This window comes from Mesorhizobium sp. M7A.F.Ca.US.007.01.2.1 (assembly GCF_003998165.1).
Lineage (GTDB): Bacteria > Pseudomonadota > Alphaproteobacteria > Rhizobiales > Rhizobiaceae > Mesorhizobium > Mesorhizobium ciceri.
Window position 1 is genome coordinate 28,819 of record NZ_RZQP01000014.1, and the last position, 11,920, is coordinate 40,738.

The window sequence follows — 11,920 nt, forward strand, 5'->3', positions numbered from 1 at the left end:
ACGCGCCGGTCCATGATGCCTCAGGAGCCAGCGCCGCTAAGCGTAGTGACCGCGCGGCGATTCTGCGACCAGCAAGAGATGTCGTCGCAAACCGCGACCGGACGTTCCTTGCCGTAGGAAATGGTCTTGAGACGGCTGGCCGAGACGCCCTTGGCGACAAGGAAGTCACGGGTAGCGGCGGCGCGGCGGGCGCCGAGCGCCAGATTGTATTCGCGCGTTCCGCGTTCGTCGGCATGGCCTTCGACCACAATGGCATACTGCTTGTACTGGTTCAGCCACTGTGCCTGGCGCGAGAGCGTCGTCTGCGCGTCGGCACGGATCGAGGTCGAGTCCGTATCGAAGAAGATGCGGTCGCCAATGTTGACGGTGAAGTCCTGCGCCGATCCGGGTGTTGCGGCGCCGGCGCCGTTAAGGCCAAGATCGGCCGCGTTGTTCGGCGTCTTTTTCGAGGCGCAACCGGCGATGGCGAGCATCGCCACCAGCGCGATCATGACCGGGTTTCTGGTAAGTGCTGCAATACGGCCCATGCCGCCTCTCCTTCGTAATTCGAGTGGTCTAATTTGAGTGATTTCGTTGATCACCCAGTAACCACGTTTGGGTTAACCGGCATTCAAGAAACACGGTTAAATTTTGGTTTAAGCTGCCCGTCCGCAGCCATTGGCCATGAGCCACAGTTGGCGCGGACCCTAGGCGGAAATACGGCCAAAACGCGACAAAGAGATGGAAAAGAGGAATTGAAGAGTTGGGGAATTGAGGAACTGAAGAGAGAATTCACTTCAGCTTTTCTCTCAGATTGATCAGCATGCCGTAGATATGGGCATAGGATCGCAGCCAATCGTCGTGTTGTGCCTGGCTGATGTATCCAAGGTCGAACGCGTAGGAAATCCACGTCTCCACTTCGCTGCATGACCCATTGCCATCGAAATGAACCGCGCGAATTCGGGTTTGGAGTGAGTCTGCTTGGCAAATCCCTCAGCCAAATTGGCGCAGATTCCCTTGCTGGAGCGACGCAACTGATCAGCCAGTGCGTATTGCTCCATTTTCGGGAAGGCGAGCGTAGCTTTATGCACGTCAAGAGAGACCACATAAGCGCGCTTATAAACCTCTAGATCCTTCGCACGCTTGATGTGGCCGCCCGCCTTCTCCATTCTTCAGTTCTTCAATTCCCCAGTTCCTCAGTTCGTCTCTTACTCCAGCAGCGGCGACCAGGCAGGGTCCGAAGCGAAGTTCGCCGTCGGGATCGATTGCTCGTTGCGTCCGGTCAGATCGACCGAAACCAGTTTGGGGCCACCGGCGGAATCGCGGAAGAACATCAGCACGCGGCCATTCGGCGCCCAGGTCGGTCCCTCCTGCTGGAAGCCGGAGGAGAGGATGCGCTCACCCGATCCATCGGTCTTCATGACCCCGATCTGGAATTCGCCGCCGGTCTGCTTGGTGAAGGCAATCAGGTCGCCGCGCGGCGACCAGACCGGTGTCGAATAGACGCCGTCGCCGAAGGAGATGCGGGTCTGGCCCGAACCGTCGGCGCCCATCACGTAGATCTGTGCGCGGCCGCCACGGTCGGAGGTGAACACCACCTTGCTGCCGTCGGGCGAATACGACGGCGAGGTGTCGATGGCGGTCGAGTTGGTCAGCCGCGTCGTCGAGCGGCTGCGCAGGTCCATGGCGAAGATGTTGGAATTGCCGTCGTCGCGCAGCAGGCTCATGATCACCTTCTGGCCGTCGGGCGAAAAGCGCGGCGCAAAGGTCATGCCTGGGAAATTGCCGACCAGTTCGCGTTGGCCGGTCTCGATCTGCAGCAGGTACACCCGCGGCTGGCCGCTTTCATAGGACATGTAGGTGATTTCCTGCCGGTTTGGCGAGAAACGCGGCGTCAGCACGATCGACCTGCCGTCCGAAAGATAGCGGACGTTGGCGCCGTCCTGGTCCATGATCGCGAGGCGCTTCTTGCGCGCATTCTTGGCTCCGGATTCGTCGATGAAGACGACGCGGGTGTCGAAATAGCCTTTTTCGCCGGTCAGCCGCTCATAGATGGCGTCGGCGATGATATGGGCGACACGCCGCTGATTGGCATCGTTGGCGAAGAACTGCTCGCCAGCCATCTGCTGGCCGGCAAAGGTATCCCACAACCGGTACTGGGCGCGGATGCGGCCGTCGGCTTCCTTGCTGACGCTGCCCGTGACCAGCGCCTGCGCGTTGATCACCTTCCAGTCGTCGAAGCGCGGTGCTGCATCGGGGTTGGTGATTTTCTCGATAAAGGCGCTCTTGTCGATCGGAGCGAACAGACCCGAACGCTTCAAATCGGCGGTGACGATCTGCGAAATCTGCGCCCCAAGCGCGTCGCCGCCCTGGAAATCCGTGATGGCGATCGGCAGCGGCTCGACGTTGCCCTTGTTGACGTTGAGCTCGACGAGCGCCAGCGCCGGCAACGTGCCTGCCGCGGTCATGCCCATCGCCATTGCTGCGACCATCAGGAGCGGCTTGAGGATTGATTTCATGTCTTCTCGCTTCTCGTACTGATTTTCGGATGACAGGGCCTTAGAGGCCGAGCATCTCCCTTGGATCGAAGGTGACGCGGACGTCGGCCCAGATGTCCTGCTTGCCGGCGGGAACTTGCAGGCCGGTGACATCGCATTTTTGCACCGCACGAACGGCACTTTCGTCGAACTGGCGATTTCCGCTCGACTTTTCGACTGCCGGGCGCCCGTCCAGCTTACCGGATGCATCCAGGTTGAACCGCACCACGACGAGGAAGTTCTCGGAACCTTCAAGGCCGACAGGAAGGGTCCAGCAGCCGCCGAGCTGGCTTTCCAGGGCACCCATTTCGGACCTGGAGAGCTTCTGACCTTGGTCCTTGTCGCCGCCGAGCGACGCCTGCTGGGTCGAGCGCTTGGCGCCGCCGCCGGATGGTTTCTGCTTGTCGAGGAGCGCGGAGATCTCGTCGGCGTTGAATTGCTTGTCATCGGATTTCGGCTTCGACGACGCTTCCTTGACCGGCTTGTCGGCGTCCTTGCGCTCCGGCGCCTTGGCGCTTTCGGCCTGCGCCGGCTGCGGCTTCGGCCGCGCTTCCGGCGCGGGAGCGGAATCCGGCAGCTGCGTCGCCTCGGCGGGCGGCTCCTGCGCTATGGCTTCAGCGACGGCGTCGGGCTTGACCTCGGGCGTCGGATCGATGGCAGCGGTCTTGTCCTGCGGCGGCGGGGTCGGCGCCGGCTTGGCCGGTGTCGGCTTGGGATCGGCCTGCTTGACCGGCTCGGGCTTGACCTCTTCCTTGGGCGTCGGCGCCGGCGCCACTTCCGTTGCCGGGGTGGGCTTGGGCTTCTCCTGCGGCTTCGGCACGTCCTCAGGCTTCGGCTTTTCGATCGGGGTCGGTGCGGGCGGCGGAGCCGAGGTCATGTCGACGGGCTTCGGCTTGGCTTCCGGCGTTATCGGCTTGTCGGTGTCGACACTGTTCTCACCGACCTTCTGCGCATCCGGCACGATGTCCGGGCGCTGCGTCGGCACAGGGGCCGGCTTTTCATGCATCACGGCCTTTTTGTCGCCCTGCAACGTCTGCGCAATGGCTTCCATCGGCACGATATCGACCGCAACCGACTCGACGTCGGACGACGGAAGTGCCGCCGGCGCCGTCAGCGTGAACAGGCCGAAGGTCAGCGCCGCCGCATGCAAGATCACCGATGTGGTGAGGCCGGTCTTCATCGCGCGTCTACTGGTCCTGTTCCTGCAGTGAAACCAGGCCGATGTTCTTGTAGCCGGCGGCCGAAATGCGGGCCATCACCTTCATCGCCGTACCATAGTCGGTGGACTTGTCGCCGCGGATGAAGATGCGCTCCTCATAGCCGGTCTTGGAAATTGCCTGCAGCTTGGCTACCAGTTCCTCGATCGGGATTTCGGTTTCCTGCAGGTAAATCTGGCCGGCGGCGTTGATCGAGACGGTGATCGGCTGCGTGTCGGCATTCATCGCCTTAGCCTGCGTATCCGGCAGGTCGATCGGCACGCCGACCGTCAGCATTGGTGCCGCGACCATGAAGATGATCAGCAGCACCAGCATCACGTCGACCATCGGCGTGACGTTGATCTCGGACATCAGTGCATGGTGACGGCCGCGCCGCCTGTGGCCGCGCCCGCCGCGTCCTGCCATGCCCATGGACATACCCATCTGCTACTCCTCAGGCCTTGGGGGCCACTTTTTCATCGATTTGGCGCGAGAGTATGGCGGAGAACTCGTCGGAGAATCCTTCCATGCGCACGGCTATCTTGCTCGCATCGGACGACAGCTTGTTGTAGGCGATGACGGCGGGAATGGCGGCGAGCAGGCCGATGGCCGTCGCCAGCAGCGCTTCGGCGATGCCCGGCGCAACCACGGCGAGACTGGTATTCTTGGAGCCGGCGATCGCCTGAAACGACGTCATGATGCCGATGACGGTGCCGAACAGGCCGATGAAGGGTGCCGCCGAGCCGGTGGTGGCAAGGAAGCCGAGGCGGCCTTCCAGCTTTTCCATCTCGCGGGTCAGCGCCAGGTCCATCGCCTTGTCGATGCGGGTTTGCAGGCCGAGCGGCGACTTGGCGCCCTTCTCGAAACTCTTCTTCCACTCGCGCATGGCCGCCACGAAAATGGCGCCCATGCCGGTGGTCTTGCGATCGGCGAGCGTGCGGTAAAGCTCCTCCAGCGACTGCCCCGACCAGAACACCTGCTCGAACCGGTTGAGCGCCAGCCGCATGCGGGCATAGGAAACCAGCTTGTCGACGATGATCGCCCAGGTCCAGACCGAGGCGCAGAGCAGGCCGATCATGACCAGCTTGACCACCCAGCTGGCCGAAACGAACAGCGACCAAACCGACAATTGCGCGCCCGGATCGGCGAGTGCGATATTTTCCATCGTTACGTCCTTAAGATTTTCCGGGCGAAGCTGGCGGCTGGCCCCTGGCATCCCTTGTGGTCGGTTCGCACGAAGCTACCGGAACAACCCCAAACTGTGCCGTTGTCGGCCTTTTCAGGGCAAATATTGGTGAAAGGAAGGCGTTCGATAACGCCAATCTTCACCAATCTCTTCATGAACCGTTATGGTTAAGGATGGGTTAGTATATAAGGCGCGGCGCATTGCCACGCCCGCACAGTTGTAACGCCATCATCCAAGCGCGAAGTCAGGATGGGTTGAGATTCAGGTCAGGCCGAGCCGAAAGCGGTGGTTTCCGAGAACCGGAGCGGAGGGTACTTGAAGCACCCGAGCACCGGAAGCGCAGGGAATCACCGTTTGCAGGCCGGCATCACCTGAATATCATCCCACCCGTGGCATGAATGCCGCCACCCATTCCTTGGGAAAGCGCCTTGGGCGGCCATTCTCGCCGATGATCGCCGCCTCGACCTTGGCCTCGACCAGCACCTCGTCGCCGCGCTTGAGCTGTTGCGCCATGAAGATGCGCGCGCCGGAAATCTCCTCGGTGCGGGTGTCGACGGTCAGGATGTCGTCGATGCGGGCCGGGCCGCGAAAGTCGATCTCCATGCGGCGCACCACCCAGACTATTCTTTCGCCATGCTTGCCGTCGGCAAGCTCTGTGTGATGCACGCCGGTGAGCCTGAGATAGTCGGAGCGGCCGCGTTCGAAGAATTCGAGATAGCGTGCATGGTAGACGACGCCGGAGAAATCGGTGTCGGCATAGTAGACTCGCGCCATCAGCCGGTGGCCGAACGCCGTCAGCGCACCGGAAAGCCCGGCCAGCAGCGTCGCCGATTCACCATGATCGCCCATTGCGCTTCCTTTTTTAGTCCCAGCGAGGCACCAGTTTCCCGCGGAACATAACATCGGATGGCACTGTTGACGGCGATGATCAAGAGTTTGACGGCGGCGCTGTTCGTGTTGGTGGCTTTGGCGCTGCCTGGCCAGACCGCGACATTCTCGATGAAGCGCGGCCTCAATCTCGACCAGTGGGTCACCTGGCCCGGCGAGGACCAGTGGGGCCACGCCAAGGCCATCCTGCCCTATCCGGAGTGGCGGAAATTCCTTGGGGAGGACGACCTCAAGGCGTTGAAGGATGCCGGCTTCGATTTCCTGCGCATGCCGGTCGATCCATCGCCCTTTCTGTCCGACCAGACCGTGGCCTTGCGTGACGATCTCTATGCCAGCGTGCTGGACTCGGTGCGCATAATCAACCGCGCCGGGCTCAAGGTGATCGTCGACATGCACCTGATCCCGGCCGGCGGCAGCCGCAAGATCGGAATGGCTGAAGTGATGGGCGACCCACGGACCTTCGACGCCTATGTCGAGATGGTCCGCAAGATGGCCCGCACGCTGGCCAGCGAAGATCCCGCCCAGGTCGCCTTCGAGCCCATGAACGAACCGATCGTGGACTGCGACAGCGACGGCACGAGCCTGTGGCCGGACCGCCAGCGCAAACTGTTCGCGGCGGCGCGATCCTCGGCTACGAAACTGACCCTGGTGCTGACCGGCGCCTGCTATTCCGCCGCGAGTTCGTTGGAAAAGATCGACCCGAAGACGATTCCGGACGACAACGTCATCTGGACCTTCCATTCCTACGATCCGTTTCTGCTCACCCATCAGGGCGCAACCTGGGCCGGAGACTTCATTCCTTACGTGACCGGCCTGCCCTATCCGCTGAGTGCGGTGCCCAAGGCGCAGCTCGACGTGACGCTCGACACCATCCGCGCCAGGATCAAGGCCGAGGCGCCTTGGACACGGCAAAGCGGCCTGCTTGCCTATCTCGATGAACAAGTTGCCAGCATGGACAGCCCCGACAGACTGCTCGGCTTGATGGATGCGCCGTTCGAAAAGGTCGAGGCGTGGGCGAGGGCCAACGGCGTCAAGCCTGGAAACATCACGCTGGGCGAGTTCGGCATGATCCGCCAGGAATACGGCAATTCCTATGTGATGCCCGCTAGGTATCGGGCCGCCTATATCAGGGACATGATCGCGCGTGCCGAAGCACATGGCTTCTCATGGTCGGTGTGGAGCTATGGCGGCGCCTTCGGCATCGTCGATGCCTTCAACGGCGACAAGGCCGAGCCGGATGTGATGGACGCGATCAAATCGCTTCACTGAGGCGATCTGGATTTAGCCAAGGTCGATCGACAGGATTTCCGGCCGCATCCCGAAACGCACCGGCAATATGCTGAAACCGAGCCCGCCGGAGACGATCAGATTGCGATCCTTCTCGACGACGTGGCCATAGGCGTAGCGGTTGCCGAAACGCGATGGCACGACCGGCGAATAGCCGAACAGCCGAATTTGTCCGCCATGGGTGTGGCCGGACAGGGTCAGCGAGACGCGCCACGGCACTTTCGGAAAAATATCCGGCTCGTGCGCAAGCAGGATGATGGGCGAGGTGTCGCTGACCTTGGCCAGCGTGCCGTCGAGATCGTCCAGCCCCGTGAAGCCAGCGCGGTCCCTGATCGGCAGCAGAGCGAGCTGGTCGGCGAGCCCGGCAATCCAGACACCATGCCCATCCTTTTCCAGGCGCACGACATCGTTCTCCAGCACCGGAATGCCGACTTTCTCCAGGGCCTTGCGCGCTACGGTCGGGCCGGCCCCGGCGCGCTGCGCGAAGCCATCTGCCCACCAGTCATGGTTGCCGAGAATCGAGAGCACGCCGAGCGGTGCCCTGAGGTTTGAGAGGGCGGAGGCCCATTGCGACGGCGTCACCGGGCGGGTCACCAACGGCATGCCGGCGATATAATCGCCGAGCAGGACGATGACGTCCGGCTGCAGGGCATTCGCGTCTTCGACAAGTGAGGCGATCCGCTCCGGCGTCATCCATGGCCGGCAGGCATGGATATCGGCAAGCGCGACGATGCGCAGCTTCAGGCCATCAGGCCAATGCGGCGGCGTTAGCGCATAGCGTTTCACATGCGTCAGCAGCATCGGCTCTATGCCGGCCGCATAGGCGCTGAACGCGGCAACCGACAGAACCGACCCGCCGATGAAGCGCAGGAATCCGCGTCTGGTGATCATTGCGTGGCTCCGGCAAACCATCGGAGCGAGATTGCCCCGGGATGGCACCGCCACCAGAGCCGACGAATGCGCCGGCAAACCGACGAAGCCGAGGATATTTTGCGCAGGCCGCTCACAGATCCTTTGTCGGCCCGGAACCTGCGCCTGATCGCCCTGAGCGCTATTCTTCCTGGAACAGGTTGATCTGCTGTTGCGCCAGATCCTTCGGCGCGTCGAGGCCGAGATGGCGCCAGGCATTGGCCGTCAGCATCCGGCCGCGCGGCGTGCGCTGGATGAAACCCTGCTGGATCAGATAAGGCTCGATGATGTCCTCGATGGCGTCGCGCGGCTCTGACAGGCCGGCGGCGATCGTCTCGATGCCGACCGGCCCGCCGCCGAAATTGCGCGCGATCATGCTGAGGTACCGGCGGTCGAGCGCGTCGAGGCCGAGCGCGTCGACTTCCAGCCGGGTCAACGCTTCGTCGGCGATCTTGCGGTCGACATGGCCATCGCCGGCCACCGAGGCGAAATCGCGCACACGGCGCAACAACCGGCCGGCGATGCGTGGCGTGCCCCGCGCGCGCCGCGCGATCTCCAGCGCGCCGTCGTTGCCGAGCGGCATTTGCAGGATACGCGCGCCACGCCGCACGATCTGCTCCAGCTCCTCGACCGTGTAGAAATTGAGCCGTACCGGAATGCCGAAACGGTCGCGCAGCGGATTGGTGAGCAGGCCAAGCCGCGTGGTGGCGGCGACGAGGGTGAAGCGGGCGAGGTCGATCTTGACCGAGCGCGCCGCCGGGCCTTCGCCGATGATCAGGTCGAGCTGAAAATCCTCCATCGCCGGATAAAGGATCTCCTCCACCGCCGGGCTCAGCCGATGGATCTCGTCGATGAACAGCACGTCGCCTTCCTCGAGATTGGTCAGCAGCGCGGCAAGATCGCCGGCCTTGGCGATGACCGGACCCGAGGTCGAGCGGAAATTGACGCCGAGCTCGCGCGCCATGATCTGCGCCAGCGTCGTCTTGCCGAGACCAGGCGGCCCGACGAACAGCACATGGTCGAGCGCCTCGCTGCGGCTCTTGGCGGCCTCGATGAACACTTTGAGATTGGCCCGCGCCGCCGCCTGGCCGACGAAATCGTCGAGCGTCTGCGGCCGCAGGGTCTGCTCGGCATCCTCGCCGCGTTTTTCCGGTGCAATCAAGCGGGGCGACAGGCTCATGCCGCCTTCCTTGCACACGGCAAGGGGCTGAACAAGCGGCGGCTCACCGCGCAAGTTCCTTCAGCCCAAAGCGAATCAGCTTCGGCGCATCGGCATCCTCGCCCGCCGTCTTCAGCGCCGCCGCCACCGCATTGGCGGCCGTGTCGCGCGAATAGCCGAGATTGACCAGCGCCGAGACCGCGTCGGTGATCGGCGCGGATGCCACGCCGTCGCCGAGCTCCTGTTTCAGGCCGATGGTGCCCGAAGCGGTTCCGGCATAGGCCGGCGCCTTGTTCTTCAGTTCGGTGACGATGCGCTCGGCCACCTTCTTGCCGACGCCGGGTGCGCGAGAAACCATGGCGATGTCGCGCAGCGCAATCGCATTGGCGAGATCTGCCGGCGCCAGCGTCGACAAGATGGCCAGCGCCACCTTGGCGCCAACGCCGGGAACATTGTTCATCAACAGCCGGAACCACTCACGCTCGAGCTGCGATTGGAAGCCGTACAGCCGCAGCATATCCTCGCGCACATAGGTCTCAATGAACAGCACTACTAACTCGCCGGGCGAAGGCAGCGCCGCCAGCGTGCGCGCTGAACAATAGGCGACGTAGCCGACGCCATGGATATCGATGAGGCAATGATCCTCGTCGACCTCGTCCAGCGTGCCCTTGAGCTTGCCGATCATTGGACGCAATCCCCGTTAGGGATGAGTATCGGGCGTGATGAGCTCGACATCTGGAAAGTACTTTCTGAAACCTGCGGGATCGCGAGTAAGAATGGGATAGCCTCGGATGGCAGCGTGAGCCCCAATCAAGAAGTCGGGCATCACCTTCTCTCGAGGTCCGCCCAACCGCCGATAGACCGAGAACGCTCTCGACGCAGCAAAGGCCGCCTCGAACGGGAGACTTTCGCGCCGGAACTCGTCTTCAGGCAAGGCATCATCGACATCGTCTATCGCCTCATAGCGCATCGAAAACTCGGCGTAGATAATCTGATTGATGACCAGGCTGCCTTGCTCGAGGGCAGACACCATTTTGGACCACGACCACTTTGACCAGACGGGATCGCGAACGGCGATATCGACAAGCACGTTGGTGTCGACAAGCGTCGCCAAGATTAGCGATCCCGGGTCAAAGCCATGACGGCATCGGCATTCATTGTCTGATCGCCGCTGCCCTCAAGCCGATCGAGCGCAGCAAGAAAACGATCGAGTCTTTCGCGGTCGGCCAACCGCCCCTTGTCATGCTTCGGCGTGATCGTGATCTTGCCGCCCTCGATGCCGAAGATGACTTCGCTGTTGGCGCCAATCCCAAATGTCTCCCGCAGATCCCGTGGGATTGTCACTTGGCCTTTGCTCGTCACACGCATGAAACACCCCTTTGTTACAAGTAAGGATTATTCCAACCCGACGAACAAGTCAAGAACATCGCTAACCAGCGAGCGCCATCCGGTAAGCCACGCTTTGCCGGTGATGCACGTGGCAAATGGCGATGGCAAGCGCGTCGGCGGCATGTTCGGTATCGAAGACGGCTTTCGGCAACAGCACCTTCACCATCATGTGGATCTGCTTCTTGTCGCCATGCCCGACGCCGATCACCGCTTTCTTGACTGCGTTAGGCGCATATTCGGCAACGACGAGGCCGGCACGCGCCGGCACCAGCATGGCGATGCCGCGTGCCTGACCGAGCTTCAGCGTTGCCACCGCGTCCTTGTTGACGAAGGTCTGTTCGACCGCCGCTTCGTGCGGCATGGCGGCATGCAGGACTTCGGCAAGCCCGTCATGCAGCTGGCATAGCCGCGTTGCCAGCGCGGCCTTATCGTCTGATTTCACAGTGCCGGAAGCAATGAAGCGCAGCGAATTGCCGAGGCTTTCGACGATGCCCCAGCCGGTGCGCCGAAGCCCGGGATCGATACCGATGATGCGAATCGCTTCCGCCATTTGCCGAGTTTACCTCCGGCGGACAGCGATGCCAGCGAAATGTGAACAAACCGGAAACAGACGGCGGACCGCGGTCTAACCCCGAGCGAAAGCCGTGTTGAGCAGGCTGATCTGGTCGGAAACCGGGTTGGGGCGGCGAGCCATCGGTTGCATGTCGACCATGGCGCCGGAGCCATAGATCTCGTCGTCCATGCGGCGCACCAACGCTTGCAGGCGCAGCGAGCGGGTGACGAGGTCGAGGAAATCCTCGGGCAGTTCGGCCCAACCGGCGGCTTCGTCATGGGCGGAAGCGGTGTCGAGGCGCACCTTGGACTTTTCCGATGCCACCTGGTCACGGGTCATCTCGCCGGAATTGGCGGCGCGCTGCAAAAGCAGCCAGGAGGCAACCTGCATCAGCCTGGTGGTCAGCCGCATCGATTCGGCCGCGTAGAGCGTGGCGGCCAGCCGCGACAGCTTCTTCGCCTCGGCCCGGCCCTTGCCGTCGAGATATTCGGCGGCCTGTTCGACCAGACCCATGCCTTCCTGGTAAAGCGGCTTGAAGGATTGCGAGAAAACCCGGCGTTCCGCCAGCTTGACGGTTTTCGCACTGCCCTTCGAAGGCTCGTTCATTGATACGCCCCTGCACTTGCAACCGGCCGATTCGGCTCCCTGCCGATACACCCGGAACCCTATCTGACTGAAGCTTGAAAATGCGCTTCGTCACCGGTGAAGGCAAGCACATGTTTAACAGAAGGTTAACGGCACCCCTGTCGGGCGGCCCCGCTGGGGTGCGGACAAAAAAAGAGAAATCGAGACAAAAAAAGAGCCGCGGATAAGGCGGCTCTCAGGAGTTTAACAGGG

Annotated in this window: 15 protein-coding genes and 1 pseudogene; 1 reads left to right on the plus strand and 15 read right to left on the minus strand. The window is 62.3% G+C overall.

Annotation, left to right across the window (positions count from 1 at the left end):
• Positions 1-20: 20 nt before the first annotated feature.
• The 8 genes and pseudogenes from pal to ybgC form a co-directional block, all read right to left on the minus strand.
• Complete coding sequence (pal, locus tag EN949_RS04695) at positions 21-527, minus strand: peptidoglycan-associated lipoprotein Pal (protein WP_013529149.1); 507 nt, start codon at positions 525-527, stop codon at positions 21-23.
• 244 nt (positions 528-771) lie between these two features.
• Positions 772-897 carry a hypothetical protein gene (locus EN949_RS36410; protein ID WP_245459302.1) on the minus strand — a complete coding sequence of 42 codons (126 nt, stop codon included), beginning with the start codon at positions 895-897 and terminating at the stop codon, positions 772-774.
• 53 nt (positions 898-950) lie between these two features.
• Positions 951-1,148, minus strand: a pseudogene (locus EN949_RS36415) (four helix bundle protein); the annotation flags it as partial.
• A 39-nt stretch (positions 1,149-1,187) separates the two neighbouring features.
• Positions 1,188-2,498 (minus strand): Tol-Pal system beta propeller repeat protein TolB, encoded by a 1,311-nt coding sequence (tolB, locus tag EN949_RS04705; RefSeq protein WP_013529148.1) that lies wholly within the window; start codon positions 2,496-2,498, stop codon positions 1,188-1,190.
• Positions 2,499-2,538: 40 nt separating this feature from the next.
• Entirely contained in the window at positions 2,539-3,696 is a 1,158-nt protein-coding gene (locus EN949_RS04710; RefSeq protein ID WP_127371645.1) for a TonB family protein, read from the minus strand.
• Positions 3,697-3,703: 7 nt separating this feature from the next.
• Positions 3,704-4,156 carry a protein TolR gene (gene tolR / locus EN949_RS04715; RefSeq protein WP_013529146.1) on the minus strand — a complete coding sequence of 151 codons (453 nt, stop codon included), beginning with the start codon at positions 4,154-4,156 and terminating at the stop codon, positions 3,704-3,706.
• 10 nt (positions 4,157-4,166) lie between these two features.
• Positions 4,167-4,877 carry a protein TolQ gene (tolQ, locus tag EN949_RS04720; protein WP_013529145.1) on the minus strand — a complete coding sequence of 237 codons (711 nt, stop codon included), beginning with the start codon at positions 4,875-4,877 and terminating at the stop codon, positions 4,167-4,169.
• A gap of 399 nt (positions 4,878-5,276) precedes the next feature.
• Positions 5,277-5,747 (minus strand): tol-pal system-associated acyl-CoA thioesterase, encoded by a 471-nt coding sequence (ybgC, locus tag EN949_RS04725; RefSeq protein ID WP_127366288.1) that lies wholly within the window; start codon positions 5,745-5,747, stop codon positions 5,277-5,279.
• Between the two features lie 57 nt (positions 5,748-5,804).
• Between ybgC and EN949_RS04730 the strand changes: the two genes are divergently transcribed.
• On the plus strand, positions 5,805-7,055 hold the full coding sequence (locus tag EN949_RS04730) for a cellulase family glycosylhydrolase (protein ID WP_127366287.1): 1,251 nt from the start codon (positions 5,805-5,807) through the stop codon (positions 7,053-7,055).
• 12 nt (positions 7,056-7,067) lie between these two features.
• On the opposite strand, the gene EN949_RS04735 is transcribed toward EN949_RS04730, so the two are convergent.
• The 7 genes from EN949_RS04735 to EN949_RS04765 form a co-directional block, all read right to left on the minus strand.
• Positions 7,068-7,964 carry a metallophosphoesterase gene (locus tag EN949_RS04735; protein WP_127366286.1) on the minus strand — a complete coding sequence of 299 codons (897 nt, stop codon included), beginning with the start codon at positions 7,962-7,964 and terminating at the stop codon, positions 7,068-7,070.
• Between the two features lie 160 nt (positions 7,965-8,124).
• Positions 8,125-9,162 carry a Holliday junction branch migration DNA helicase RuvB gene (gene ruvB, locus EN949_RS04740; protein WP_013529141.1) on the minus strand — a complete coding sequence of 346 codons (1,038 nt, stop codon included), beginning with the start codon at positions 9,160-9,162 and terminating at the stop codon, positions 8,125-8,127.
• Between the two features lie 43 nt (positions 9,163-9,205).
• Positions 9,206-9,826 (minus strand): Holliday junction branch migration protein RuvA, encoded by a 621-nt coding sequence (ruvA, locus tag EN949_RS04745; RefSeq protein ID WP_127366285.1) that lies wholly within the window; start codon positions 9,824-9,826, stop codon positions 9,206-9,208.
• A gap of 15 nt (positions 9,827-9,841) precedes the next feature.
• Positions 9,842-10,255, minus strand: a complete 414-nt coding sequence (locus tag EN949_RS04750; protein ID WP_013529139.1) for a type II toxin-antitoxin system VapC family toxin — start codon at positions 10,253-10,255, stop codon at positions 9,842-9,844.
• A gap of 2 nt (positions 10,256-10,257) precedes the next feature.
• Positions 10,258-10,509 carry an AbrB/MazE/SpoVT family DNA-binding domain-containing protein gene (locus tag EN949_RS04755; protein WP_013529138.1) on the minus strand — a complete coding sequence of 84 codons (252 nt, stop codon included), beginning with the start codon at positions 10,507-10,509 and terminating at the stop codon, positions 10,258-10,260.
• A 61-nt stretch (positions 10,510-10,570) separates the two neighbouring features.
• Entirely contained in the window at positions 10,571-11,080 is a 510-nt protein-coding gene (gene ruvC / locus EN949_RS04760; protein WP_127366284.1) for a crossover junction endodeoxyribonuclease RuvC, read from the minus strand.
• A gap of 75 nt (positions 11,081-11,155) precedes the next feature.
• Positions 11,156-11,689, minus strand: coding sequence for a DUF1465 family protein (locus tag EN949_RS04765; protein WP_013529136.1), 534 nt, complete (start codon positions 11,687-11,689; stop codon positions 11,156-11,158).
• Positions 11,690-11,920 lie beyond the last annotated feature (231 nt).